At 63.4% G+C, this 26,165-nt stretch carries 22 protein-coding genes; 11 read left to right on the forward strand and 11 right to left on the reverse strand.

The features are described 5' to 3' along the window. The first annotated feature begins 448 nt into the window (after positions 1 to 448). Entirely contained in the window at positions 449 to 5,347 is a 4,899-nt protein-coding gene (locus TU82_RS26870) for an alpha-2-macroglobulin family protein (RefSeq protein ID WP_057726343.1), read from the forward strand. 136 nt (positions 5,348 to 5,483) lie between these two features. On the opposite strand, the gene TU82_RS26875 is transcribed toward TU82_RS26870, so the two are convergent. Then, a complete protein-coding gene (locus TU82_RS26875) occupies positions 5,484 to 5,777 on the reverse strand; it encodes a hypothetical protein (protein WP_057726345.1) in 294 nt (97 codons plus the stop codon). Positions 5,778 to 5,867: 90 nt separating this feature from the next. Between TU82_RS26875 and pbpC the strand changes: the two genes are divergently transcribed. The 6 genes from pbpC (at position 5,868) to TU82_RS26905 (ending at position 13,014) form a co-directional block, all read left to right on the forward strand. After that, the gene (gene pbpC, locus TU82_RS26880; RefSeq protein WP_057726347.1) at positions 5,868 to 8,198 is read left to right on the forward strand and encodes a peptidoglycan glycosyltransferase PbpC; all 2,331 of its coding nucleotides are present in this window, start codon (positions 5,868 to 5,870) and stop codon (positions 8,196 to 8,198) included. Positions 8,199 to 8,375: 177 nt separating this feature from the next. Next, the gene (locus TU82_RS26885; RefSeq protein ID WP_057726349.1) at positions 8,376 to 8,684 is read left to right on the forward strand and encodes a MazG-like family protein; all 309 of its coding nucleotides are present in this window, start codon (positions 8,376 to 8,378) and stop codon (positions 8,682 to 8,684) included. Then, the gene (locus TU82_RS26890; RefSeq protein ID WP_057726351.1) at positions 8,677 to 9,426 is read left to right on the forward strand and encodes a methyltransferase; all 750 of its coding nucleotides are present in this window, start codon (positions 8,677 to 8,679) and stop codon (positions 9,424 to 9,426) included. Before TU82_RS26885 ends, TU82_RS26890 begins: the two co-directional genes overlap by 8 nt. 24 nt (positions 9,427 to 9,450) lie before the next feature. Then, the gene (locus TU82_RS26895) at positions 9,451 to 10,053 is read left to right on the forward strand and encodes a DUF4136 domain-containing protein (protein ID WP_057726353.1); all 603 of its coding nucleotides are present in this window, start codon (positions 9,451 to 9,453) and stop codon (positions 10,051 to 10,053) included. Between the two features lie 44 nt (positions 10,054 to 10,097). Beyond that, entirely contained in the window at positions 10,098 to 10,655 is a 558-nt protein-coding gene (locus TU82_RS26900) for a DUF4136 domain-containing protein (RefSeq protein WP_057726355.1), read from the forward strand. A 376-nt stretch (positions 10,656 to 11,031) separates the two neighbouring features. After that, on the forward strand, positions 11,032 to 13,014 hold the full coding sequence (locus tag TU82_RS26905) for a pilus assembly protein TadG-related protein (RefSeq protein ID WP_057726357.1): 1,983 nt from the start codon (positions 11,032 to 11,034) through the stop codon (positions 13,012 to 13,014). On the opposite strand, the gene TU82_RS26910 is transcribed toward TU82_RS26905, so the two are convergent. Beyond that, positions 13,011 to 15,743 carry an ATP-binding protein gene (locus TU82_RS26910; protein ID WP_057726359.1) on the reverse strand — a complete coding sequence of 911 codons (2,733 nt, stop codon included), beginning with the start codon at positions 15,741 to 15,743 and terminating at the stop codon, positions 13,011 to 13,013. The genes TU82_RS26905 and TU82_RS26910 overlap by 4 nt on opposite strands. After that, a complete protein-coding gene (locus TU82_RS26915) occupies positions 15,740 to 16,180 on the reverse strand; it encodes a TadE/TadG family type IV pilus assembly protein (RefSeq protein WP_057726361.1) in 441 nt (146 codons plus the stop codon). The genes TU82_RS26910 and TU82_RS26915 overlap by 4 nt, the downstream gene beginning before the upstream one ends. Before the next feature lie 72 nt (positions 16,181 to 16,252). Between TU82_RS26915 and TU82_RS26920 the strand changes: the two genes are divergently transcribed. Continuing rightward, the gene (locus tag TU82_RS26920; RefSeq protein ID WP_057726363.1) at positions 16,253 to 16,726 is read left to right on the forward strand and encodes a prepilin peptidase; all 474 of its coding nucleotides are present in this window, start codon (positions 16,253 to 16,255) and stop codon (positions 16,724 to 16,726) included. Positions 16,727 to 16,851: 125 nt separating this feature from the next. Continuing rightward, entirely contained in the window at positions 16,852 to 17,634 is a 783-nt protein-coding gene (locus tag TU82_RS26925) for a response regulator transcription factor (RefSeq protein WP_057726364.1), read from the forward strand. 119 nt (positions 17,635 to 17,753) lie between these two features. On the opposite strand, the gene TU82_RS26930 is transcribed toward TU82_RS26925, so the two are convergent. Genes TU82_RS26930 through cpaB form a run of 8 tightly spaced genes read right to left on the reverse strand, consistent with a single transcriptional unit; the run spans position 17,754 to position 25,157 of the window. Further along, positions 17,754 to 18,023 (reverse strand): DUF3613 domain-containing protein, encoded by a 270-nt coding sequence (locus tag TU82_RS26930; RefSeq protein ID WP_057726366.1) that lies wholly within the window; start codon positions 18,021 to 18,023, stop codon positions 17,754 to 17,756. Positions 18,024 to 18,025: 2 nt separating this feature from the next. Further along, positions 18,026 to 18,736 (reverse strand): tetratricopeptide repeat protein, encoded by a 711-nt coding sequence (locus tag TU82_RS26935; RefSeq protein WP_057726368.1) that lies wholly within the window; start codon positions 18,734 to 18,736, stop codon positions 18,026 to 18,028. Positions 18,737 to 18,746: 10 nt separating this feature from the next. Continuing rightward, complete coding sequence (locus TU82_RS26940) at positions 18,747 to 19,640, reverse strand: type II secretion system F family protein (protein ID WP_082632106.1); 894 nt, start codon at positions 19,638 to 19,640, stop codon at positions 18,747 to 18,749. Position 19,641: 1 nt separating this feature from the next. Continuing rightward, a complete protein-coding gene (locus TU82_RS26945; RefSeq protein ID WP_057726370.1) occupies positions 19,642 to 20,523 on the reverse strand; it encodes a type II secretion system F family protein in 882 nt (293 codons plus the stop codon). Positions 20,524 to 20,542: 19 nt separating this feature from the next. Then, on the reverse strand, positions 20,543 to 21,805 hold the full coding sequence (locus tag TU82_RS26950) for a TadA family conjugal transfer-associated ATPase (protein WP_057726372.1): 1,263 nt from the start codon (positions 21,803 to 21,805) through the stop codon (positions 20,543 to 20,545). Continuing rightward, positions 21,802 to 23,001 carry a CpaE/TadZ family protein gene (locus tag TU82_RS26955; RefSeq protein WP_057726374.1) on the reverse strand — a complete coding sequence of 400 codons (1,200 nt, stop codon included), beginning with the start codon at positions 22,999 to 23,001 and terminating at the stop codon, positions 21,802 to 21,804. Before TU82_RS26955 ends, TU82_RS26950 begins: the two co-directional genes overlap by 4 nt. Beyond that, positions 22,998 to 24,218: a type II and III secretion system protein family protein gene (locus TU82_RS26960; RefSeq protein ID WP_057726376.1), complete on the reverse strand. Its 1,221-nt coding sequence runs from the start codon at positions 24,216 to 24,218 to the stop codon at positions 22,998 to 23,000. Before TU82_RS26960 ends, TU82_RS26955 begins: the two co-directional genes overlap by 4 nt. Before the next feature lie 15 nt (positions 24,219 to 24,233). Then, complete coding sequence (gene cpaB / locus TU82_RS26965) at positions 24,234 to 25,157, reverse strand: Flp pilus assembly protein CpaB (RefSeq protein WP_057726378.1); 924 nt, start codon at positions 25,155 to 25,157, stop codon at positions 24,234 to 24,236. A gap of 329 nt (positions 25,158 to 25,486) precedes the next feature. On the opposite strand from cpaB, the gene TU82_RS26970 reads away from it, so the two are divergent. After that, on the forward strand, positions 25,487 to 25,678 hold the full coding sequence (locus TU82_RS26970) for a Flp family type IVb pilin (protein ID WP_057726380.1): 192 nt from the start codon (positions 25,487 to 25,489) through the stop codon (positions 25,676 to 25,678). 31 nt (positions 25,679 to 25,709) lie between these two features. Continuing rightward, positions 25,710 to 26,135, forward strand: a complete 426-nt coding sequence (locus tag TU82_RS26975) for a response regulator (protein ID WP_057726382.1) — start codon at positions 25,710 to 25,712, stop codon at positions 26,133 to 26,135. Positions 26,136 to 26,165: the final 30 nt, after the last annotated feature.

Consider the following 26,165-nt stretch of genomic DNA (forward strand, 5'->3'; position numbering starts at 1 on the left):
TTGCCCCACCACTCGGCACCTCGCCTAGGCTCGGTGTGCCCGAACGCAGGCTTGAATCCGTGGGCCGCCGCCACGCGCCATCCATGGCGCGGGGCGGCTAACCCGGCGTCCTGCCGGGTTACCCACGGATTCAAGCCTGCGTTCGGCCAGCGTGGTTTAACGGGGCGCCTGAGATCAAGATCAAAAGCGACTCGCTTCGCATCGTGGTTACGGTTGGGCTACAGCGTTGGGTAGATACGTCAGGCAACTGATTTGTTGCTGATGTAACGCTATCGGGGGCAAGCGCCCTCCCACATTTTGATCTTCAGTGGCTGTGGGATTTGGCTTGGTTCAAGCGCCCTTAGAAACCAACACTCCCTCCGTCGGTCAATGTGATCGGCGCCACAGCAGCTTGAGCGGCGCTGATATATAGTTCACCTCCCCGGTCCCCTCTGACTACGAGTGCCCCATGCTTAACAAAGGATTGTTCCTGGCCTGTGCGCTGGCCCTGCTGAGCGCCTGCGATTCTTCCGATAAACCGTCCGCGCCCTCTGCCCCGGCGGCAAGCGTGGCGCCCAAGCCGGCCAAGGCGGCGGTGGATGTGGCGGCGTTGAAGCAGCGTTACGCCGGGCGTGAGTTAAGCGTGGTGGATGTGTCCGAGGTGCAGTTGGACGGGGCCAGCACCTTGTCGGTGAGTTTCTCCATTCCCCTGGACCCGGATCAGAAGTTCGCCGACAAAGTCCATCTGGTCGACAGCAAGTCGGGCAAGGTCGACGGCGCCTGGGAGCTCTCGGATAACCTGATGGAATTGCGCCTGCGCCACCTGGAGCCGCAGCGCAAGCTGGTGCTGACGGTCGACGCCGGGGTCAAGGCGGTCAACGCCAACACCCTCGCCGCCGAGTACACCGCCCGCCTGGAGACCCGCGACCTGCAAGCCACCGTGGGTTTTGCCAGCCGTGGCACGCTGTTGCCGACGCGCCTGGCCGAGGGGCTGCCGGTGATCGCGCTGAACGTCGACAAGATCGACGTCGAATTCTTCCGCATCAAGGCCGAGTCCCTGCCGGCGTTCCTGGCGCAGTGGGGGCGCAATACCAGTCTGCAAAGCTACGAATCCCGCGAACTGCTGCCGATGGCCGATCTGGTCTACGGCGGGCGTTTCGACCTGAACCCGGCGCGCAACACCCGCGAGACTCTGTTGCTGCCGATTGCCGGCCTCAAGCAATTGCAGCAGCCCGGTGTGTACCTGGCGGTGATGCGTGCTTCGGGCACCTACAACTATTCGCAACCGGCCACCTTGTTTACCTTGAGTGACATCGGCCTGTCGGTGCACCGTTACGCCAATCGCCTGGATGTGTTTACCCAGGCGCTGGAAGGCGGCAAGGCGTTGAATGGCGTCGAACTGGAAATCCTCGATGCCGAAGGCCGTGTGCTCGGCCAGGGCAAGACCGAAGACGGTGGCCACGCCGAGTTGCCACTGCCGAAAAAAGCCCAGGTGCTGCTGGCCAAGCAGGGTGAACAGACCAGCTTGCTGCGCCTGGACAGTGCCGCGCTGGATCTGGCCGAGTTCGATATCGGTGGTCAGCCGTCCCATCCGCTGCAGTTCTTTGTGTTCGGCCCGCGTGACCTGTATCGCCCCGGCGAAACCGTGCTGCTCAACGCCCTGTTGCGCGACAAGGATGGCAACGCCGTCAAGCCGCAACCGGTGAGCGTCGAAGTGCGGCGCCCCGATGAACAGGTCAGCCGCAAATTCGTGTGGGAGGCCGACGCCTCAGGCCTCTATCAATACCCGCTGCAATTGGCCGGCGAAGCGCCGACCGGACGCTGGCAACTGGTATTCGACCTGGGCGACGGCAAGCCGCAGCTGTATGAATTCCTCGTCGAAGACTTCCTGCCCGAGCGCCTGGCGCTGGAGCTCAAGGGCAGCGACACCGCGCTGAGCCCGGCGGATGACGCGGTCATCCAGGTCAATGGCCGTTATCTGTACGGCGCGCCGGCCTCGGGCAATCGAGTCAGCGGGCAGGTCTATGTGCGCCCGCTGCGCGAGGCGGTAAAAAGCTTGCCGGGCTACCAGTTCGGCTCGGTCACCGAAGAGGAACTGAGCCAGGATTTCGAACTGGACGAAAGCACACTGGACGCCAAGGGTCAGGAAGCGCTGACCCTGGAAAGCAAATGGGCCGAGGCCAAGTCGCCCCTGCAATTGATCGTGCAGGCCAGTTTGCAGGAGTCCGGCGGCCGACCGATCACCCGGCGCCTGGTACAGCCGATCTGGCCGGCCGAGCAATTGCCGGGCCTGCGCGGGCTGTTTGACGGCACTGAAACCAACGGCGACGGACCGGCGGAATTCGAAGTGCTGGTGGCCAACCAGAACGGCCAGAAACTCGCCGCGCAGAATCTCAAGGTGCGTCTGGTGCGCGAGCGCCGCGACTATTACTGGAACTACTCCGACAATGACGGCTGGAGCTATCACTACAACGAGAAATTCCTCAACCTCGACGAACAAACCCTCGACATCAAGGCCGGCGACACTGCCAAGGTCAGCTTCCAGGTTGAATGGGGCCCGTACCGCGTCGAAGTCGAAGACCCGCAGACCGGCCTGATCAGCAGCCTGCGCTTCTGGGCCGGCTACCAGGCCCAGGACAACACCGAAGGCGGCGCCGTGCGCCCCGATCAGGTCAAGCTGGCTTTGGATAAACCCGCCTATGGCGATGGCGACACCGCCAACGTCACCGTCACGCCGCCGGCTGCGGGTAAAGGTTATCTGCTGGTGGAGTCCGCCGAGGGGCCGCTGTGGTGGCAGGAAATCGACGTGCCGGCCGAAGGCAAAAGCTTTGCCGTGAAGCTCGACCCGAAATGGTCGCGGCATGATCTGTACGTGAGCGCGCTGGTGATCCGTCCCGGCGAGCGCAAAGCCAATATCACCCCCAAACGCGCGGTGGGCCTGCTGCATCTGCCCTTGGACCGTACTCAGCGCAAGCTTGGCCTGACGCTGACGGCGCCGGAAAAAATGCGCCCCAAACAGCCGCTGACGGTGAAGATCGCCGCCAAAAACGCCGACGGCAGCGTGCCCAAGCAGGTGCATGTGCTGGTGGCCGCAGTGGACGTGGGCATCCTCAATATCACCGAATACCCCACCCCCGATCCGTACTCCAGCCTGTTCGGCCGCAAGGCCTACGGCGTCGACCAGTTCGACATCTACGGCCAGTTGATCGAAGCCGGACAGGGCCGTCTGGCCAGCCTGGCGTTCGGGGGCGATGCGGCACTGGCCAAGGGCGGCAAGCGCCCGGACACCAGCGTGACCATCGTCGCCCTGCAAAGCGCGCCGGTCACGCTCAACGAGCAGGGCGAGGGCGAAGTCAGCGTCAATATTCCGGATTTCAACGGCGAGCTGCGCCTGATGGCCCAGGCCTGGAGCGATGACCGCTACGGCATGGCCGAAGCCAAGACGGTGATCGCCGCGCCGTTGATTGCCGAGCTGTCGGCCCCGCGCTTCCTGGCCGGTGGTGACGAGACGACACTGGCGCTGGACCTGTCCAACCTGTCGGGCAAGGCGCAGAAGCTGCAGGTGCAACTGAGCGCCGAAGGGCAGTTGGAGCTGGTCAACGGCGGCGCACAAAACCTCGAGTTGAAACAAGGCCAGCGCACCACGCTGCGCATCCCGGTGAAAGCCTGGGGCGGCTTGGGCAACGGCAAGGTCAAGGTGACGGTAAGCGGCCTGGACCTGCCGGGTGAAAACCTGCCGCCGTTCAGCCGTGAATGGACCCTGGGCGTGCGCCCTGCGTACCCGGCGTTGCTCAAGCATTACCGCGCCGTGCTCAAGGACCAGCCATGGAGCCTGCCGTCGGGCACGCTGGATCAGTTCGACAGCTCGGGCCGCGAGGCGTTGTTGAGCCTGTCCAGCCGGCCGCCGTTGAACCTCGGCGCGCAGATCAGTGCGCTCAAGGCTTATCCCTACGGCTGCCTGGAACAAACCGCGAGCGGCCTGTACCCATCGCTGTATGCCGATGACGCCTTGCTTAAACGCCTGAGCATCAAGGGCGAGGCGGATGCCGAGCGTAAACGCAAGATCGAGCTGGGCATCGAACGCCTGCTGGGCATGCAGCGCTACAACGGCAGCTTCGGTTTGTGGGGCGCTGACGGCGAGGAAGAATATTGGCTCACCGCCTATGTCACCGACTTCCTGTTGCGCGCCCGCGACCAGGGGTTTGCGGTACCGGCCGAGGCGCTGAAGAAAGCCAGTGAGCGTCTGCTGCGCTATGTGCAGGAGCGCAACCTGATCGAAGTCGACTACAGCGACAACGCCGAACACACCCGTTTTGCCGTGCAGGCCTACGCCGGCATGGTCCTGGCGCGCAGTCAGCAGGCGCCGCTGGGGGCCTTGCGCAGTATCTTCGAGCGGCGCAGCGATGCGCGTTCCGGCTTGCCCCTGGTGCAGTTGGCCATTGCCCTGCAGAAAATGGGCGACCAGCCGCGTGCGGACCAGGCGCTGCTCGCCGGTCTGGCCGCGCAGCGCAGCGCCAAGGAATGGCTGGCCGACTACGGCAGCCCGTTGCGCGATCAGGCGATGATCCTGGCGTTGCTGGAAGAAAATGACCTGGCCAAGGGCAAGCGCGAGGAACGCCTGTTCACGCTCTCGGACCAGTTGGCGGCCAGCCCGTATCTGTCGACCCAGGAGCGTAATTCGCTGTTCCTTGCCGGGCGGTTCGGGCTCGCCCAGCCAGAGGCGAACTGGCAGGTGTCGCTGACCGGCAGTGGTGGTGTGCGTGAACTGAACAACCAGCAATCGACGCTGCAACTGGATGACAAGCTGCTGACCGGCGACTTGAGCCTGAGCAATCAGGGGGACACGCCGGTGTACCAGCAGATGACGATTTCCGGTTATCCGCAAGTGCCGCCGGCAGCGGGCGGCGAGAACCTGAGCATCCGTCGTGAATACCTGGGCATGAACGGCCAGCCGCTGAACCTGCATAGCCTCAACAGCGGCGACCTGGTGCTGGTGCACCTGGCGGTCAGCGCCAAGCAACGCGTGCCGGACGCCCTGGTGGTCGACCTGCTGCCCGCCGGCCTGGAACTGGAAAACCAGAACCTGGCCCAAAGCGCGGCGAGCCTGGAGAATGCGAGCAGCCAGGTGAAGGAGTGGCGCGAGTCGATGCAGAACGCGTCGCTCAAGCATCAGGAATTTCGTGATGACCGGTACGTGGCGGCAATGAACCTGGACGGTTACGGCGGCACCACGCACTTGCTGTACCTGGCACGGGCCGTGACACCGGGCACCTACCGCGTGCCGCCGCCGCAGGTGGAGTCGATGTATCGGCCGAACTGGCAGGCGGTGGGTGAAACCCCGGCGGATATGGTGATCAAGGGCCGCTGATCGCTGAAGTTGAAGGGAGATCAATGTGGGAGGGGGCTTGCCCCCGATGGCAGTGTGTCAGTCACCCGATACATTGACTGAGCAACCGCTATCGGGGGCAAGCCCCCTCCCACAGGAATGTGCGGTGTTGGTTGAATCAGTGCACAACCCAGCTCAGCAACCACAGGCCCAGGATCAGCCAGATGATCCCGATAATGACCGAGGCGCGCATAAAGGCACGCACCGCCGAGTACAGGAACAGCAGCCCGACGATCAGGGTGAGGATGCTGATGATCGAGGTGTCCATGCCCAGGGTGCGCGACAAGCCATCGATAAAGTTGCCGCCGGCGTGGGTCAAGGCTCCGAACAGGCCGCTCAGGCCATCGACGATAAAACGGATGACGGAGCCGAGCGCCTGGCCCAACCATTCGAAAAAGCTTTCTACCTGCATGTGCGTGTCCTGATAAGAAGGTGGGCGTAACTGTGCCTTTGGTCGTTGTTGCCACAGGCTAGTTCCCTGCAAGCATAGAGGTTTACCCGGTTGAATTTGCGTTTTGTTGCCCGCTGGACACTGGCGAGCCTGCTGTTGGTCATTGCCCTGCTATGGCTGGCCGACCGTATCTGGCCCTTGCCCTTGCCCCAGGACGACCTGGCCCGGGTGGTGCTGGCCGAGGATGGCACGCCACTGTGGCGCTTTGCCGATGCCAACGGCGTGTGGCGCTATCCGGTGCACACCCGCGAAGTCTCGCCGTATTACCTGGACGCGTTGCTGACCTACGAGGACCGCTGGTTCTACCGCCACCCCGGGGTAAATCCGTTGGCGCTGGTACGGGCGACGTGGCAGAACCTGACCGGCGCGCGGGTGGTATCCGGCGGCAGCACCTTGTCGATGCAGGTGGCGCGATTGCTCGACCCGCATTCACGCACCCTGCAGGGCAAGTTGCGGCAACTGTGGCGTACCGCGCAGTTGGAGTGGCACCTGTCCAAGGACGAAATCCTCAACCTGTACCTGAACCGTGCGCCCTTCGGCGGGACGTTGCAGGGCGTGGCGGCGGCCAGTTGGGCCTATCTGGGCAAATCCCCGGCGCAGCTGACCCACGCCGAAGCGGCCCTGCTCGCGGTATTGCCCCAGGCACCCAGCCGCCTGCGCCCGGACCGTCACCCGCAACGCGCCCAGCAGGCCCGGGATAAAGTGCTGCGCCGGCTTGCCGAGTTCCAAGTGTGGCCGCAATCGGCGGTTGATGAGGCGCTGGAAGAACCCCTGTTGCTCGCACCGCGCCAGGAACCGAGCCTGGCCCCGTTGCTCGCCCGCCGCCTGAACCGGCCGGACAGCCCGCCGCTGATCCGCACCACCGTGGACGCCACCCTGCAACGCCGCCTCGAAGACCTGCTGCTGGGCTGGCGTGCGCGTTTGCCTGAACATACCTCGGCGGCGATCCTGGTGGTGGAGGAGGACACCATGGCGGTGCGCGCCTACCTCGGCTCGGTGGATATCAACGATGCCAAGCGTTATGGCCATGTGGACATGATCAACGCACTGCGCTCGCCCGGTTCCACCTTGAAACCTTTCCTCTATGGCATGGCCCTGGACGAGGGCCTGATTCATTCCGAATCCCTGCTGCAGGATGTGCCACGACGCTACGGCGATTACCGTCCCGGCAATTTCTCCATGGGCTTTACCGGGGCGGTGCCGGCGAGCACGGCGCTGTCCAGCTCGCTGAACCTGCCGGCGGTGCAATTGCTGGAAGCCTACGGGCCGAAACGCTTTGCCGCGCAGATGCGCATCGGCGGCATGCCGCTGGCGTTGCCGGCGCTGGCCGAGCCGAACCTGGCGCTGATCCTGGGCGGTGCGGGCAGCCGCCTGGAAGAGCTGGTCAGCGGCTACAGTGCATTCGCCCGCGACGGCAAGAGCGCCACCCTGCGCCTGCAACCGGATGACGCGCTGCGCGAGCGCCCGTTGCTGTCGCCAGGGGCGGCCTGGATTGTGCGGCGTATTCTCAGCGGCCAGGCACGCCCCGACCGCGACCCGCGGGCCGAACTGGTGCAACGCCCGACGCTGGCCTGGAAGACCGGCACCAGTTATGGCTTTCGTGATGCCTGGGCGATAGGGGTCGGGCCGCGTTATCTGATCGGCGTCTGGATCGGCCGGCCGGACGGCACTCCGGTGCCGGGGCAGTTTGGCCTGGCATCGGCGGCGCCGTTGATGTTGCAGGTGCATGACGTATTGACCAACCGCGACAGCCAGCGCGGCATCAGCGCCCCGGTCAAACCGGTGCCGGCCAATGTGGGCGTGGCGGCCATCTGTTGGCCGCTGGGCCAGCCGATGAGTCGCAGCGACCCGAATTGTCGTCGCCAGCGGTTTGCCTGGACACTGGACAACACCACGCCGCCGACCTTGCAGGCATTGGATCAGCCGCTGAGCGTGGGGTTGATGGAAAACCTCTGGGTCAACGCCAAGGGTTTGCGCGTGGATGCCCATTGCCCTGGCGCCGAGCCGAAGAATATCGCCCTGTGGCCCGCGCCGCTGGAACCCTGGCTGCCCAGGGTGGAACGCCGTGAAGCGCGCATCCCGGCCGCCGACCCGGATTGCCCGCCACCGGCCCTGGCCGCCGCTTCGCCGTTGTCCATTGTGGGCGTGCGCGAGGGCGACCAACTGCGCTTGCCCGCTGCCAGTCAACAGGCGCTGCACCTGAAAATCTCCGCACTGGGCGGCAGCGGGCGGCGCTGGTGGTTTCTCAATGGTGCGCCGTTGGGGGATAGCGCCAACCAGGACAGCATCAATGCCAGTTTCGAGCGGTTGGGGCGCTATCAGCTCAGTGTGTTGGATGAGGCCGGGCAGACTGCCAGGCTTGAGTTCAGTGTTGTTGATTAGAGCCTCATCGGGGGCAAGCCCCCTCCCACATTTGAACAGTGTTCACAGCTCAAAATTGTGGGAGGGGCGGTGCGACGATTCGACTTGCCCCCGATGAGGCCCTCAAGATCAACACAGCTATTCACTTGCCTTCACTCCCCATCCCCCTGAAGCTATACCCATTCAGGAGCCCCACGCATGAACCTCGAACACCTCACAGAACGCCTGCACCGCATCCGCGATAGCAACGATTGGAAGCAGTTCCACAGCCCGAAGAACCTGGCCATGGCCGCCAGTGTGGAAATGGCCGAACTGGTAGAGATTTTCCAATGGCTGACCGAAGACCAGTCGCGCCAGTTGCCGGCCGATAAGCTCGCTCACGCCGGCCAGGAAGTTGGCGATATCGTGCTGTACCTGCTGTTGCTGTGCAGTGAGCTGGGCCTGGACATGAACGAAGTGGTGCGCGCCAAGCTGGCCGACAGCGAACGGCGGTTTGCCCATGAGTGACCGGCATTTCGACCAGTTGGCCACGCGCTTCGCCGAGAAAATTTATGGCGGCGCCAAGGGCGCGATTCGCCTGGCGGTGTTGCAGGCCGATCTTACCGAGGCATTGCCGGATCGCCCGTTGCGCGTGCTGGATATCGGCGCGGGGTTGGGGCATATGTCGTTGTGGCTGGCCGAACGCGGCCATCAGGTAACCCTGGCCGAGCCCGCCGCGCCCATGCTCGACGGCGCGCGCCAGCGTTTCGCCGACGCCGGGCAGAGCGCCACGTTCATCCATGCGCCCTGGCAAGACTTGCTCGGCCAGCTCACCGAGCCCTACGACCTGGTGCTGTGCCACGCCGTGCTGGAGTGGCTGGCCGAACCCCATGCGATCCTGCCGGTGCTGCATCAATTGACACTGCCCGGCGGCTGGTTGTCCCTGGCGTTCTATAACCGCGATGCGCTGATCTATCGCAACCTGCTCAAGGGTCACTTTCGCAAGATGCGCAAGAACGATATGGCCGGCGAAAAGCAGAGCCTCACGCCGCAACAGCCGCTGGACCCTCGGGAGTTGGCGGCGCAACTCGAAGGGCTGTGGCAGGTCGAAAGCCAAAGTGGCGTGCGCGTGTTCCACGACTATATGCCGGTGGAATTCCAGGCGCGCGCCGAGCTGCAGGATCTGTTGGAGATGGAACTCGCTCACCGTCGTCACCCAAGCTTTGCCGGACTTGGGCGTTATTTGCACTGGGTTTGCCGTCCGGTTTAAGCAGCCCAGTCTGCGGAGGTCGAAATGCGTCGTCTCTGTTTGATCCTGTTGTCTCTCGGGCTGGGGGCATGTTCGGGCCCTAACCCCTACGTGGCCGCTTCGGCGCCGATGCCGCCGGCCCCCGCCCAGGCGGCCAGCACCTTTGATGCCAGCGCCTACCCGGCGCCGGTGCGCGACTATGGCGCCTACCGCAATTGGGCCTGGCGTAATGGCCAACTGCCGGCCGGTACCGCCTGGGCGGATTCGGCCCAGGTGGCCGAAGCCGTGAGCGCTGCGCTGGACCAGCGCGGTCTGCGCCCGATACATGACAAACGTGCGCCCGACCTGCTGGTCAGCGCCGATGTGCGTCTGGAGAAACGCCTGCGCCAGGTCCAGGATGACTATGGCTACGGTTATGGCGGCTACAACCGCTATGGTAATGGCTACGGCATGTACAACTCGGTGCCGATGGTGCGTACCTATGAAGTGCAGGTCGTGGTGGTGCGGGTCAATCTGTTCGATGCCCGCAGCGGCCAGCCGGTGTGGAGCGCGAGTGCCGAAACGGGCAGCCAGGGCAGCCTCAGCGAGCGCGCCGATGCGTTGCGCCAGGCCGTGCAGAAGGCAATGACCGCGTATCCTCCGCGTTAAGCGCTATTCTCAACTGAAGCCGGACCGATTATCGGAGAACCCTCATGTTTCGTCGTATCGCCACGCTTGCCGTTGTCCTGCTGCTGGGCGGTTGCCAGAGTAACCAGGTCAACCATGACTTTGACGCCAGTCGCGACTTTGGCGCCTACCGTAACTGGGCCTGGAAAGATCCGGCGCTGCAATACCGCCCGGATGATCCGCGCATCAAGAGCGACCTCACCGAGCAGCGCATCCGCCAGGCCGTGGGCGAGCAGCTTGACCAGCGCGGTCTGCGCCCCGCCGCGCCCGGCAGCAAGGCCGACCTGAATGTGCAGGCCTATCTGATCGTCGAAGACCGCCAGCAACAAGTCACCACCAACTACGGCGGTGCCTGGGGCGGTCCATGGAATGGCTACTGGGGCGCACCGATGTACAACGAAACGCGCAACATCTCCTACAAGGTAGCGACCCTGCAGATCGACCTGCTCGACGGCAAGGATGGCAAACTGGTGTGGCGTGGCAGTGACGAGCAAATCATGGCCAGTTCGCCGAACCCGCAGGACCGCAGTAATGCCATCCGCAGCACCGTGGCGAAAATCCTCGCCAACTATCCGCCACGCTGACGGCTCACTCGGTCAAATGTGGGAGGGGGCTTGCCCCAATGCCGGTCTGTAGGAGCGAGCTTGCTCGCGAAAAACTCACAGGCACCGCGTTCATTCAGGAAGCACGCGTTATCGTCGACGTTTTTCGCGAGCAAGCTCGCTCCTACAAAAAGCCTTAAATGACTGGCATTGGGGGCTTGCCCCCGATGGCGGCCTCCGGGCCGACCAGGATGCCGGATCAGACCGAGTACATATCTGCTCCTGCGGTAACGGCGGCTATCGGCTGCGCCCTTCCGGCGTATCACATTCGCACGTTGTCAGCCGCCACTCTTGTCTACACTCATCCATACCCTCAGGAGCGTAAGCGCTCGGCGACTCGCCGGCACAGGAGTGCTCGATGTCTCCCCGATTTCATGGCAAGCAACGTGGCGCTATCGGCCTGATGGCGGCGGGTGTGTTGGCGCTGGTGCTGGCGTTTACCCTGCTGGCGGTGGACAGCGGGCGGCTTTACCTGGAAAAGCGCAAGCTGCAAGGGGTGGCGGATACCGCAGCGCTGGAAGCGGTCAGCCGCAGCGGTACCTGTGCGGCGGGTTTGAGCGCGGCGGCGTATGCGGCGCAAAGCGTGGCGCGCAATCACTTCGCCGTGGGTAACGGCAATACCTTGGTCACCCGCTGCGGCGCGGTAACCACCGCAGCTTCCGGCCGGCGTGTGTTCACCGCCAACCCGGCCCTGTCGTCAGCCATTGAGGTGGTGGTCGGCAAAACCGTCACCACGAGCGTGGCCGGTGGCGTCTGGTCGATGATGTCGGGCAACTCGGTCAGCCTCAATACCCAATTGAGCGCGACGGCAGTGGCGGCCAAACCCAGCCCGCCGATGGCGCAGTTGAGCATCAGGAGCACGTTGGTCAGCATTGATACCGCCAATGCCGGCATGCAGAACACACTGGCCGGCGCGCTGCTCGGCGGTGCGGTCAATGTTTCTGTGCTCGGCTGGAATGGCTTGCTTAACAGCGACATCAACATGCTCAGTTATCTCGACCAACTGGCGCTCGACCTGCACGTTAACGCCGGTGACTACACCCAGTTGCTCAACACCACGGTGACCGCCTCGCAGTTGCTCCAGGCTGCAATCACTGTGCTGGGTGATAGCCCGTTGACGGTGGATGCAGTGACCGCGTTGATCAATATCAAGGGCGCCGCGATCAACCCGCTGCCGCTGACGCTGGGCAAAATCCTGCAACTGCAGACGGGCATCACCGCCGCCGCGCTGAATGCCGATCTGCAACTCTTTCAGCTGGTTCAAGGCGTGGTGCAACTGGCAGGCAACCAGAGCGCGGCGGCGGTGACACTGCCTGTCAGCCTGCTGGGGCTGGCCAATATCACCACTCAGATCAAAGTCATCGAGCCGCCGCAGTTATCGGCCACCGGCAATCCGATGCTGGCGGCGGCCGATCCGTTGGGCCCGAATAAAATTTATGTGCGCACCGCCCAGCTGCGCACGCAGATAACCGTGAGTTTGCCGGTGCTCGGCAGCTTGTCCGGCTTGACCACTGCGGTAAATGACCTGGTGGGACCACTGACACCGGTCATCAGCGGCCTGTTGAGCTTGAATCTGGTCACCACGATCAACTCGACGCTTTGCCTGTTGGGCGCCGGTTGCCAACAGTTGGACATCCTGGCATTGCCGGGCAACCTGCCGCTGCAGATCGTGCTGGATGCCGGCGGCGCCAGCAGCTATGTCACCGCTTATAGCTGCCCAGCGGGAGGCGCGGGCACCAAGAGCCTGACGGCTTACACCACCACCTCGGCGGCATCGCTGAACGTGGGTAATATCACCAACGCGTTTTCATCCACACAGCCGATGACCGTGGCGCCGTTGGCCCTGATCGATTTCGGCATCAAGACGTGCCATAAGATCCTCGGCATCGGCAGTTGCGACCCGCGTATACCGTTTGCAGGGGGCGGCGTCGGGATCAAGGTGCAAAGCCCGATTGTGGGCAGCAACAGTACCCAGAGCCTGGTGTTTTCCAGCACCACGCCCTTTGCCACGCCCGCCGACATGGGGCTTGCCCCCAGCTATCAAACGGTCGCGCCGGCCACCAACCTGGTGAATGGCCTTACTACAGCCCTCGGTGGCGTCGGCATTACCGCTTATCAACCCGTGGGGAGCAACCCCTTGGGCAGCGTGATTGCCAGCACAGTATCGTTGCTCAGCGGCGTCAGCACGCTGGTGACGCCCGTGTTGAACAATGTGCTGAGCCCGCTGCTCAATCCGATCCTCAACAACCTGTTGAATAGCCTGGGCATCAGCCTGTCAAGCGTGACCGTGGGCGCCAACCTGAGATGCGGCCAGACCGGCGAAGCCTACCTGGTGATTTAAGCATCGGTGGCCCTGGGCAGTTCCACGCAGAACCGCGCGCCGTGTTCACCGTTGCTGACGCTCAGGCGTCCGCCCATGTTCTCAACGATGCCGTAGCTCACCGACAGGCCCAGCCCGGTCCCCACGCCGATCGGCTTGGTGGTGAAGAACGGCTCGAAGATGCGCTCCAGCAAACGCGGGTCGATGCCGCCGCCGTTGTCTTCGACCCAGATGCGCACGTGGCGGCTGTCGTGTTCGGTGTGCAGGGCGATCCACGGGCGCAGGTCCGGGTGCTTTTCCTTCAAGCCCAACAACGCATCGCGGGCATTGACCATCAGGTTGATCAGCACCTGCTCCAGCTGGTCGGCATAGCCTGTGACCTGCACCGCACTATCCGCCTGGGTCAGTTTGATCTCCACGCCTTTGCCGCGCAGGCCTTCGCTGAGCAGCGACAGGGTGCCTTCCACCGCGTGCGCCGGGTCGAAGGGCTGCTGCTCGACTTCCGAGCGGCGTCCGAACACGCGCATATGGTCGACCACCCGCGCCGCGCGTTGTACCTGCGCGTCAATGCGCTGCAGTTTCTCCGTCAGGTAGTCGATCTGCACGTTGCCACTGCCCAGGCGCTTGAGGACGTTGACGATGGCCATGCGCATCACGTTCAGCGGCTGGTTGATCTCATGGGCCAGGCCGGTGGCCATTTCGCCGAGGGTGGCCATTTTTGCGCTTTGCGTCAGTTGCTGCTGGGAGCGCCGCACTTCGGTGTTGTCGCGGCCCACGGCCTGCACTTCGAGCAGAGTGCCGTGCTCGTCGAACACGCCACGGTCCGACCACACCCACCAGGCATGCTCGCGCCCCGGCAGTTGCAGGCTGATTTCCGCTGTGCTCACGGGAAACTCCGGCGTCAGTTGCTCGATGCGCAGCATAAACGCCGCGCGTTGTTCGGCCGACAACCAATGCCCCAGGTTCAGTCCCGGCAATTGGTCGGCCAGGCATTCCAGGTAATTGGCCAGCGGCGTGTTGCCAAAGGTCAGGGTCAGGTCCGGACGGTAGCGGCAGATCATCGCCGGGGAATCTTCCACGAGGATGCGGTAGCGTTCCTCACTGTCCTTGACCTGTTGTGCGGCCAGGGTGGCCTCGGTGACGTCCAGCCACAGGCCGACCGCCTCCACTGGCAGGCCGAGGTCGTCGCGCAGCAACTTGGCCTCGTCGAGCAGCCAGTGGTAGTCGCCCTGTTTGTCCTGGACCCGGTAGCGGCTGCGCGCACCGCCTTCGCGCAACAGTTGGCGGGTGCGCTGGAAGTACAGGTCGCGGTCATCCGGGTGGATCCATTGCACCAGGCTGTCATGGCTGCATTCGGCGAGCGTGCGGCCCAGCAGCGGCAGCAGGCTGTCGCTGAAAAACACCGGCTGCAGCGCGCCGTTCACGTAGCGCTGCACATAGATCACCGCCGGCGAGCTGGCGATCAGGTTGTCCAGGCGGGCGTGGGCGGCGTCGGCTTGCAGTTGCTGGTTCTTGATGTCGCTGATGTCGAGCATGAAGCCGATCCAGCGGCGCTGCTCACCGGCGCCCAGTACCTGGCCCTGCACGCGGTACCAGGCGGGCGGTTGGTCGCTGTCGCCACGGTTCAGGCGCACGCTGGCGAGCAAGGGTTTGCCGAGCGCCTGCAGGTCGCGCAGGCGGCTGCGCAATTCCTGGCGATCGGCGGGGTGGATGAGGTCCAGCCAGGTTTCCAGGGCTTGCCGGGTCGGGCCGTCTTCGGGGCCCAGGTTGCGCATCAACTGCGGTGCAAGCTGGATCTCGCCGCTGGCGGGCAGCAGTTCCCACCAGCCGGTGCCCAGCAAGCCCTGCAGGGCTTCCTGGCGTTCCAGTTGCAGATGATGGCGCTGTTCGCGCAGACGGCCGAGCAGCGGGGCGGCGAGGGCGGCGGCGAGGTTCAGCCAGTCGCGCTCGCGGGTGTCGGCATTACCGCTGTAGGCCCCGCACAGCAGCCACGCGGCGACGCCCTGGCCATCGCGGTAGGGCACCAGGAAACCATTGGCATTGCCAAACACGCTGTGCAAACGCGGGTGTTCATCGCGACCGTAAGGGGCTTTCAGGCTCAGGGGAGTGGTGCCGTTCAGACTGTCCAGGCACGTCCCGAGGCGCTGCCCGGGGTGCCAGAACAGCGGCGCGTCATGGTGGGCGTACTGGCTGTAGATCACCCAGCCCTGGTCCTCCTGATCGAGCAGCGCCAGCGCGACACACGGGATTCGCCAGCGCTGCGCCACGCTGCACAGCTGTTCGTTGAACACATCGGGCAATCGGCCGAGGCTGCACACGCGCAATTGCTCGCTGACCTGACTGGCCAGTTGCTGATTCTGTTCACGCTGCTCGGCCAGTTGCCGCCCGTTGAGCAGATCGCCGATATCCACCGCATGCAGCCGCCACCCAGAGTCGTGCGGCTCGAGGGTGCCACGGGTGTGCAGCACCTGCCCGGCGACGCCCTGGAAATCCAGGTCAAGGCTATGGCGCTGCCAGTCGGCGGGAACGCCTTCCACCTCAAGGGCGCTATGGACTTGCAGCAAAGCACGCAGCGGCGCCGCCTCGGCATAGGGCGCCAATTGTGAGCGCAGTGCGCCGCTGACACCGAGCACCTGGCCTTGCGCATTCAGTTGCACCTGCAAACCGGGCGAAGGCGGCGCAGCGGGGGCGATTGCCAGCGCGGCGCCACGGCCGAGCAAACGCCCGAGCAGCTTGTCCCCCGAGGTCAAAACTGCAGGCTCGACTGGGCCTGCAGTGTCGCCGGCAACTGCGGCACGCTGCCAATGCCGGGCAGCACAATAAAGGGCATCACTGCGTGCAGATTGGCAGACGGATAGTTGATCTGCACCGACAGCAGGCCACCCACGAACGTGGTGTTGACGTGTGTCGCCGCATTGAAGTTAAAGGCACTGGGGATCCAGCGCAGGCGGTCGCTGATTGCGCTTCTGGCGGTGGTTTGCACGGCAGTGCTGTAACCCTGCATCGCCGGGTCGAGCCCCACGCTCAGGCGCACCGCTTCGGCGGTGGCCTGGTTGAACGACTGCAGTAACAGCAGCGGCAGGCTATAGCTGACCATGCCGTAGAACACCGCGAAAAAAATCACGAACACGGCCGCGAACTCGATCGCGGCCGTGCCTTTCTGCTGGTGGGGGAGGCTAGTTTTCATCACCGCGTCTACCCTGACGGCTACTACTTGATATCAGCATAGAATCAATCGGCGAAAAGGCAGGTTTTTTAAGTGATCCAGGGCGCGGTGGTGCTGTTGTGGCTGGTGGTATGTGCGGTGCAGGACACGCGGCAGCGATTGCTCGCCAACCGCCTGACGCTGGGGGTTGCGTTGCTGGCCGGGATCTACTTGTTCCGGACCGGCAGCACCTGGCTCGGGGCCTCGGTCGGCCAGGGGTTGTGGGCATTTGTCCTGGCGCTGCTGTTGACCTTGCCGGGTTACGCCCTGGGCCGCCTCGGCGCCGGGGATGTGAAGCTGCTCGCAGCCTTGGCATTGGTGTCGAACGCCGAGTATGTATTGGGGGCGTTTATTGGCGCTGCCATGGCGAGTGTGCTCTGGCTGTTGCTGGCGCCAAAGTTCTGGCCGCTTATGAGTCAAAGGCTTGCGGATTGTCTCCGGCACCTGGCACCCGAACCGTCAAGAAAACTGCCGTTTGCCCCCTTCCTGCTGGTGGGATTTACGCTTGTCTGGTTTTGGATCCATTGAGCGTTGCAAGGCACTCACGCTGTGTACAGAGTCGGGAAGTACGTCTACGTTTAATAAGGCGTTGTATAGGAATATTCGTGGTAAAGGATGGGTCAATCTTTGGCTTGCCAGGCATGGAGTAGCGCGTGAACAAGCTTACCTCTGCGGTAAAAGTGCTCGTGGTCGACGATCAGCCGCTGATCGTGGAAGAGCTGTGTGAGTTTCTTGAAAGCAGCGGGTTCCGTTGTGTCCCCTGCGAGTCCAGTCAGCAAGCCTTGCAGCGTTTTGGCGAAGACAGCGAAATCGGCCTGGTGCTGTGCGACCTGCACATGCCGGGCATGGACGGCATCGAGTTGGTCCAGGCGCTGCAAAAGATTGCCGGCAGGCAGCGGGTATTCGAGGCGATCATGCTGACCGGGTGCTCCGACAAGCAGGACGTGATCAAGGCCCTGCGCGCCGGAATCGCGGACTACTACCAGAAGCCGATCAATCTGGACGAATTGCTCGAAGGTTTGCAACGCCAGAAAGTTGCCTTGCAAGAGCGCAGGAAGGAGCTGCAACTGGGCAACCTGAACCGAAAGCTGCAATGTCTCTCCGAAACGATCAACGACCTCTACCAGGACCTCGATACAGTGCGGCGCAGTCCGGCGCGGCCGGACACTGAAGAGGCCTCGACGCCGAATGTTGGCCAGGTTGAAATCCCTGCGATTTTCAGCCAGCTGTCACCGCGCCAAATGGAGGTGGCCAGGCTGGTCGGAAAGGGGCAGACCAATTATCAAGTTGCCTGCGAACTGGGCATCACCGAAAACACCGTCAAGCTGTATGTGTCGCAGGTGCTGCGGCTGACGCATATGAACAACCGCACGCAGTTGGCCCTGGCGTTGTCGCCGGGTAGCTCGGCGATGCGCCAGCGGGTGACGGCGCACTGAGAGGCAACGGGTCAATGTAGGAGCGAGCTTGCTCGCGAAAAACGTCAACGTTAGCGCGTACTTGCTGAACGAACGCGGCGCCTGTGAGTTTTTCGCGAGCAAGCTCGCTCCTGCATTGTTCAGTTGTCCCCTTCGGTTTTTCCGCCGATTTTCTGATCGAAAAACTCCGGAATCTCATGCTTGAAGCTTTCCAGCCAGCGCTGCGCGGCCAGGTCGCGTTCGGTGGCGGAGGCTGCCTGTGGCGCGGTTGACGCCGCTTGCCCACTGATCTGCAACGCCAGCCAGTTCTCCGTGGCGACCTGCTGCGGGGAGTAGGGGCCAGGCTCGATGGCCATGACGCTGAGAGGCAAGGCCAGCACGGCCAGGCTGGCGAGACAGGGCACTTTCATCATCAATTCCTCGGGTTGCTGGTGGCGTCACTGACGGTGGCAATCTGGCCCTTGGCCTTGACGCGTGACGCCTTGAGTTTCTCGGCGCGGGCCTGGGCCTGGGTGACTTGTTCGGGGCCCAGGCCTATCTGGCTGACCACCTGCGCGGCCTGCTTCCAGTTGTCTTGATAGATCAGCAGCGTCACCAGGTTGATCGCCGCCAGCGGATCGCTCTGCTTGAGTTCCATGGCGGTCATGAATTCAAAACGCGCATCTTCCAGGCGCAGTTGGTTGAGGTACACCACGCCCAGGTCATTGCGGATTTTCTCGTCGGTGGGCGCCAGCCGCGCCGCGCGCTGCAAGTGGGTCATGGCCAGGCTGTTGTCGCCTTTGGCCGAGGCCAGTTGCCCCAGGCCGTGTTCGCCTTCGGCGGCCATGCAGGTGCCGAGCAGGCTGCGGTACAAGGGCTCGGCGTTGCGTCCGAGCAAGCGATACGCCTTGGCCTGGCGCAGGCGCACCTGGGGCAAACTGGCCGGCAGGGTGTGCAGGTTGGCCAGGCTGGCGTGCAATTTGCCGTCGTTGGCCATTTCATCGGCCAGGTTCAACGACAGCTCCTGTTCGGCGCTGGGCTTGGGGCAACTGCCGGGGGCCGTCAGGGCGCTCCAGGGGGGTTGACCATCAGTGGCGCAACCACCGAGCAGCAACAGGCTCAAACCGGCGATCAAGGCTTTCATCGAGCATTCCTCATAAGTTACTCAAGGCCCGGGTGATACCGATAAATGCCGGCCCCCCGAGCACGATCAGCAAGGCGGGAAACAGAAACACCATCATCACCACCGACATCTTCGCCGACATTTTTGACACAAACTCCTGGATGCGGGTCAGGCGCCGGTCGTCGAGCAATTGCTTGAGCGCCAGCAACGACTTCATTGCGCCTGCGCCCTGATGCACCAACTGCTGAAGGATGATGCAAGTGTCGGTGAACTCATCCACGGCGAGCAGCCTGGCGGTCTTGCCCAATTCTTCACTGAGCTCAAGGCCGGAGTCGACCCGGTTCAGGATCAGGCGCAATTCATGGGTCAGCGCCGGCAGCAGGCGCTGTGCTTCGACGCTCAACACGCGCAACGCCTGTTCGACCGCCATGCCCGATTCGAACAGGATGCGCAGCAGCGCAATGAATGTCGAAACCTCTTGGGAGACGCGCTGCTGACGGGCCTTGGCCACGCTGGCCAGGATGCGCTTGGGCAACAGGTAGCCGATGCCCAGCGCGATCAGGGGCACCAACCACGGCGAGCCGCCCTTGGGAAACAGCACCTGCTGGGCGATCAGGGCAACGATCAACAGCAGCACCGGCGTGCCGATCTGGAAGGCGGCGAACATCGAGCGCTGGCTGGCTTTGCGCCAACCGACGCGGTTGAGCAAGGTTTGGGTTTCGTTGTCCAGGCTGACCGAACGTTGCGCGAGCGGGCTGTTGCCCAGTTGCCGCATCATCGCACCGAGGCGATGTTCGCGGCCCATCTGCCCTTGCAGGCGCTGGGCAACCAGACGCTGACCACGCCGATGTTTGATCAGGTTGGCCAGCACCAGCGCCAGGGCGGCCAGAAACAACACCGCGCTGATCAGCAACGAAATAGCCATCTCATACGCTCCGCAACATGCGCCAGAGGGTGAAGCAGCCGAGCACCTGCATAATCAGGGCGACGAACAACAGCAGGCGGCCGGTGCCGTCGTTCCACATGGTCATCAGGTAGGCCGGGTTGACCGCCAGGAAATAGCCCACCATCGAAATGGGCAGTGCGGTGAGCACGTAGGCGGTCACGCGGGTTTCGCCGGTGAGGGCACGTAGCTGGCGCGCGGCCTGCTCGCGCTCGCGGATCATCTTGATCAGGTTTTCCAGCAACTCGCTGGCATTGCCGCCGTAGCGGTGATTGACCTTCAAGCCTAGGGCGAACAGACGGAACTCGTCGCGCTCGTAGAATTCGGCAAAATCGTGGGCGGACTCCGGGAGGCTGACGCCCAGTTGCACGTTGCGCCGGACCCGGCCCATGGCTTTTTTCAGCGGGTCTTCGGCCACTTCGATACCGCCCAGCACCGCGTCGGCCAGGGTGCGCCCGGCCTTGAGGCTGCGCACGGTGTGGTCAAGCAACGACGGCAGTTGCTCGATCATGCGTTTGATCCGGCGTTGGTAACGCCAGGCGATGTACAGGCGCAGCAGCACGGGCGGCAACAGCAGCATCACCAGCAGGCCGGCCCAGCCGGCGAGCACCAACCCCAGCACCGCGCCCAGGCCCCAGGCGGTCAGCCACAGGCCCAGGCTGTCACTGGGTTTGCCCAGGCCCGCGCGCAGGAACATGCGCTCCACGCCGCTCCAGGAAACACTTTCTTCGACGAGCTGCGGCTGGCCTTCGGCGAGTCGGTCCAGCACGCGTTCAGTCCGCGCGTGGCGCAAGCCGTTCTGGAATGAGCGGATCGACAGGCCGATCAGGATCAGGCAGAGGAGTAGCAGGATGGCCCCGGTCATGTTCGATTCCCCTCCAGGGCTAGGCTGATTCGCGGCGCAGTTTTTCGCCGGCCGGGTTGAGCGCCTCGCGCACGAAGCCGAAGCCGGTACGCCGGTCATGGCGAAACAGGGTATTGGTCACGTACACGTCTTCGCGGATGCCCACCACTTCGACCACCTCGCTGACGCACCGACGGCCGTCCGGCAGGCGGGTCAACTGGACCACCACATCCAGCGCCGCGCAGATCATCTGGCGCAGGGTCTTTTCCGCGACCACGCGACCGGTCAGGCCCACCAGGGTTTCCAGGCGCAGCAGGGCATCGGCGGCATTGTTGGCGTGCACGGTGCTCATGGATCCGTCGTGGCCGGTGTTCATCGCGGTGAGTACATCGAGCACTTCCACGCCGCGAATTTCGCCGAGAATGATGCGGTCGGGGCGCATGCGCAGGGCATTGCGGATCAGGTCGCTGGCCTTGACTTCGCCATGGCCCTCGGCATTGGGCGGGCGGGTTTCCAGGCGCACCACGTGGGGATGGCCCAGTTGCAATTCGGCCACGTCCTCGATGGTGACCAGGCGTTCATGGGGGTTGATCAACTGGCTGAGAATATTCAGCAGCGTGGTTTTGCCGGTGCCGGTCCCGCCGCTGATGAGGATGTTGCAGCGCTTGCCCACCGCCTCCTGAAAGAAGTCGAAAATGTTCTGGTCAATGGTCTGCATGGCCACCAGGTCGCTGCTTTTGAGCATGTCCTTGCGAAATTTTCGAATCGACAGGCACGGCCCGTCCAGGGCAATCGGCGGGATGATCGCATTGACCCGGCTACCGTCGGGCAAACGTGCGTCGACCATTGGCGACGACTCGTCCAGGCGCCGCCCCAGTGGCGCGAGGATGCGTTGCATGACGCGCTCCACATGGTGCGCGTCGATAAAGCGCAGGTCGCTCTGGTGCAGCAGGCCGTCACGCTCGATAAACACCCGATGCGGGCCATTGACCAGGATTTCGGTGATGGTGGGGTCGCGCAGCAGCACTTCCAGCGGGCCGAAACCGGTCAGCTCGTCGACGATTTCTTCGGCCAGGCGCTCCATCTCGTAGCGCGAGATCGCCAGGTGCATGCGGTTGATGTACTCGGCGACTTTGTCGATGACAAATTGCGCCAACAACTGGCGCGAGCCTTCCAGCAGGTTTTTCCCCGACTCTTCGATGGCATCGATGATGTAGCGGTGCAGCACCAGTTTCAGGCCGTCGTGGTCGGTGTTGCCACCCAGGCCGCGCGCGGGGGCGCCGAAGAGTTTTTCGCTGGTCATTTTTTATCGGCTCCCAACAAACGCTCCAGCCAACGGCTGGAGGATTTTCGGCGGGTGTCTTGCGAACGTTTCGCCAGGCGCTCGCCCAGGGTCTTGAGCGCTTGAGTCAGTGCTTCGCGCGGTGCCAGCGCAAACAGGGTTTGCCCCTGGTTCTTGGCGTTCAGCCGTACCTCCGGGCTCAAGGGCAACACGGCAAGCACTTCCAGGCCGAAGCTTTTGCTCAGGGCGTCGGCGTCCGGCGCGCAGCTTTTGATGTGGCGATCGATCAGCAATTTGGCATGGTCGAGCTTCATGCCTTTTTCGCGCCACAGGCCCAGTACGGCGAGGTTGCGCCGACAGTCCAGCACGCTCTGATCGGTGTACCACAGCAACTTGTCGCAATGGCTGACGAAGGTGCGCAGGGCTTCGCTGTCCGGCTGGCCGGCAAGGTTCACCACGATGTGCTGGAAGTGCTGGCGCAGCGCGCTGAGCAACATGTAGAGCTCCGCGGCGCTGGTGCGCTCCAGGGGCTCGTCGTTGGGCGCGTAGGCGAGAATGCGCAGGCCGTCTGCGACTGCGGTAAAGGCGCTGTTGATCAGGGTGGTGTCCAGCCGCCTCAAGTGGCGCAGGGCATCGCCGAAGTTGAACGAGCTTTCCAGGCCCAGCAGCGCCAGGCTGTCACCGCGTGGCAGGCCCAGGTCGAGCAACAGCGTCTGCTGGCCGCTCTTTTGTACCACCAGCGCCAGGTGGCAGGTGACCAGCGCGCCGTCGGAACTGCCCTGGGTGCCGTAGAGCACCGAGAGGCCGCCCAGTTGCGTGTTGGTCGCGACCGGCGGCAGGCGCTTGCTCAGGCGGCGTACCAGCCCGGCGACTTCGCTGGAGCGCGAGCCGTAGGCGACGAAATCCCGGGCCCCGGCGCGCATGGCATTGAGCACCAACTGGTTGTCCATGCCGTCACCGAGGGCGACGATGGCCAGCATCGGCTTGGCTTCCAGGGCGCCTTCGATCAGCGCGCTCTGGGCCACCAGGTGCTCGCGGTCAAGGCCGATGAATACAAGGCTGGCGAAGGTTACATCGACCAGGGCGAGCAATTCATCGAGCGTGCCGCTGCCGGCGCCGACCACTTGGCCCAGGGGCGCCAGCGCGCCCTGCAGCCATTCCAGGTCGGTGGTGTTACGGGTGATTGCCAGGTAGGTCTGGCTCAGGTTATCGCTCATTGGGACAGCCCGTTGAGACGGTCGAAATTGCCGTTTTCCAGGAAGAACAGGCGGTACCAGTTCGGGTCGTAGTTGCGCATTTTTTCACCGGGCAACGACGGCAGTTGGGCGTTGGCCGCCAGCGGTTGCACCAGGTGCGGCGTGACGATCATCAGCAGCTCCTTGTCTTCGCGCTTGACCGAGGAATCGCGAAAGAACGCCCCCAGGATCGGAATGTCACCCAGGCCTGGGAACTTGCCGATGTTGGTGGTGGTGTTGCTGCTGATCAGGCCGCTGATCACAAAGCTTTCGCCATCGGCCAGGGACACGCTGGTGTCGGTGCGGCGAATGGTCAGGGCCGGCACGCGGATATTTTCGATGACCACGGCGTTGGTGTAGTCGAGCTCGCTGACCTCCGGCGCCACCTTGAGGGAAATGCGGTTACGGTCGATCACGGTAGGGGTGAGGGTCAGGCGGATGCCGAATTCCTTGTACTCGATCGAGATGGCATCGCTGCCGCTGCTCGGCACCGGCACTGGTATTTCACCCCCGGCGAGGAAGGTTGCGCTTTGCCCGCTCATGGCCACCAGGCTTGGCCGCGCCAGGGTGTAGGCGAAGCCGCTGCTTTCCAGGGCGTTGATCATCGCCGAGACGCGGCCACCGCCAAAGCCGATGTTGAAGTTGTCCGAGCTCACCGGCAGCTTGAAGGTGCTGGGTGTGGGGAACAGCAAGTTCGGGCTGCCGAGGAAAAAGTTGTTGCCGATGCCGAGGATCTTGGTGCTGGCCTCCTTGAGCTTGGTACGGCTGACTTCGACAAAGCGGATGTCGGTCTGGACCTGGCTGGGCAGCAGCGGATCATCGCCCGGCGACAGCGACAAGCTGGTCAGGGCGGTGTTGGCCTTGCCCTTGACGAAGACCATGCTCTGGCGCGGCGTGGTCGAGCAAGCGGTCCAGACCATCAGGCTGGTGGTGCCGGGGCCGACGCCGGTGAGCAGGAAGGCGCGGTCGCCATTGAGATGAACGTCGGCGATTTTCGGATCGCCAATGGCCAGGCGTGTGATCGCCACCGGCGATTGCAATTCCTGTTGCAGGCCTTCGCCGACCGACAACGCGGCGGGCAGTTGTGCAAGGCCGGCGCAATTGCCCGTGGCCGCCGTGGCCAGTCCCATGCTCAGGTGCGACAGCAGCAGGGCACAGGCGATTTTCAGCGTGAACACCGGTATGAAACATCGGCTCATGCACAGCATCCTTGTTCAGTCGGGTGTTTGTTGGGTTGCCTGATTGCCACGGATCACCTCGACACCGGTGCGGCGTGGGGCACTGCTCTGGGCGATTTTCCTGGGGGCCTGGGCGAAGGCCAGTTGCGTGAATTGATAGAGGTCGCGGTTTGCGTTCTGCAGGTTGCCCGGCGCATTGCCTTCGCCGGCCCAGTAACGGCTCAGCAGGCGTTCGTCGGCGCTGCGTACGGCCAGGCGCAGGGTGCCGGCCTGGGTGGCCAGCATCAGCCGGCTCAACAGCTGTTCGGGCACGGCCAGCACCACCGTGCGCGAAGGGGCTTGGCGTTGAGCTCTCTCTTCGGCGGTGAGCGCGCGAGGAGACGCCGGGGTGCCGTCGTTGGTCAGGCCCATCTGGTCGCCGACGCTGAGCAGGCGCACGGCGGGGATCACCACTTGGGCCGACTGTTCAAGGTTGGCGGCGTCCTGGCGCAGGTACAGCAGCACGTCCACATAGTCGCCGGGACTCAACTGTCCGGCGGCGCCAATCACTTCATCGACGGCCACGGCCAGGGCGCGTTCATCGGCACGGATCATGCGCGCCAGCGGTCCGCCGGGAGTGAAGCTTTCGTCGTTCAGCCAACTGCCGGCGCTGAGTGCTCGCCACGGTGTACGGCCGATGGCCTGCTCGACAGTGGTCATACTGCCGGCCGGCGCGGTGCGCAGTTTTTCGATGCTCAGATCAGCGGCAACCAGGGGGACGAAGGGGGGCACATCGTGGGCCAGTACGACGACCGATTGACGGGTCTGGTCTTCCACCACGGCAACGGCTTGTTCGGCGGGAGCCGCCGCTGGTGGCGGAGCCGGGGCGGGCTCACGGCTCAGGACCAATCCCCAGTAACCGGCAAACAGCGCACCGACCAGCAACACACCGGCCAGTACCATGCTCAGACGCGTGTTCATGACGGCTCTCCCTTTCCTGTTGCACTACGGCCCGCGTATCCAACAGGCAAACTTCGCAACCCGGCTGCTATGAACGGTGACTAACTATTTTGCTATTTGACGGTAGTTCAGCTAGGACGAAATGCCATTACTGACAGAAAGATTTCTTAAGGGGGTAGGGCGTCTCCTTTGAAAACACAGATTTACGACGTCGTAAAACCCCCTACTACTTTATGACTAATCAGTTCTTACAGTTGTGAGGGTGGGCTTTGTTGTCAATGCTCAGGTGGCACATCGCAATTACCGTGCGGTACCGGAATTAAGGCGCCAATCGCCTGAGGAGAAGTGTTATGGTCCTTGCTCTGTTGATGAAGCTTTACGTTCAATTCCAATTGTTGTTTCATCGTAAAGACGGCGCGACAGCCATCGAATACCTTATTCTTGTGGCGATTGTAGCGCTGGTGATACTCGCCGCCGGGACAACGCTGGAGCCGCAGATCGCTGCCTTCTTTACCAGGATCGGTACAGCAATTTCCCCTTGAGTTCCCGTTGTTGATTGGTCAGGACGTGCCCATGAATGTTGCTGCATCTCCAAGCCAACTGACCCGCCAGCAAATCCTGCTGGTGGACGACGAAGAAGATGCCCTCATTGAGCTGGCGGAATCGCTGGAGGACGAGGGCTTCGTTTGTTTTACCGCCACCTCCGTGACATTCGCCCTGCAGGAACTCACCCTGCACCCCGACATCGCCCTGGTCATTACCGACCTGCGCATGCCCGAGGAAAGCGGTATCTCCCTGATCAAGCGCCTGCGCGAACACACCTCTCGCTCCCACCTGCCGGTGATCGTGATGTCCGGCCATGCCGAGATGGATGACGTCAGCGATATGCTGCGCCTGCAGGTGATGGACTTGTTTCGCAAGCCCATCTACCTCGCACGACTGCTCGATACGCTCAATAGTTTGTTTCCCTTAGCCGCAGCTAAAAATCTCAAGCTTTAAGCGACAAATGGCATTCCCCCTCTGGTAACT

Origin of the sequence: Pseudomonas orientalis (genome assembly GCF_001439815.1) — a bacterium.
In the GTDB taxonomy this organism is placed as follows: Bacteria; Pseudomonadota; Gammaproteobacteria; order Pseudomonadales; family Pseudomonadaceae; genus Aquipseudomonas; species Aquipseudomonas orientalis.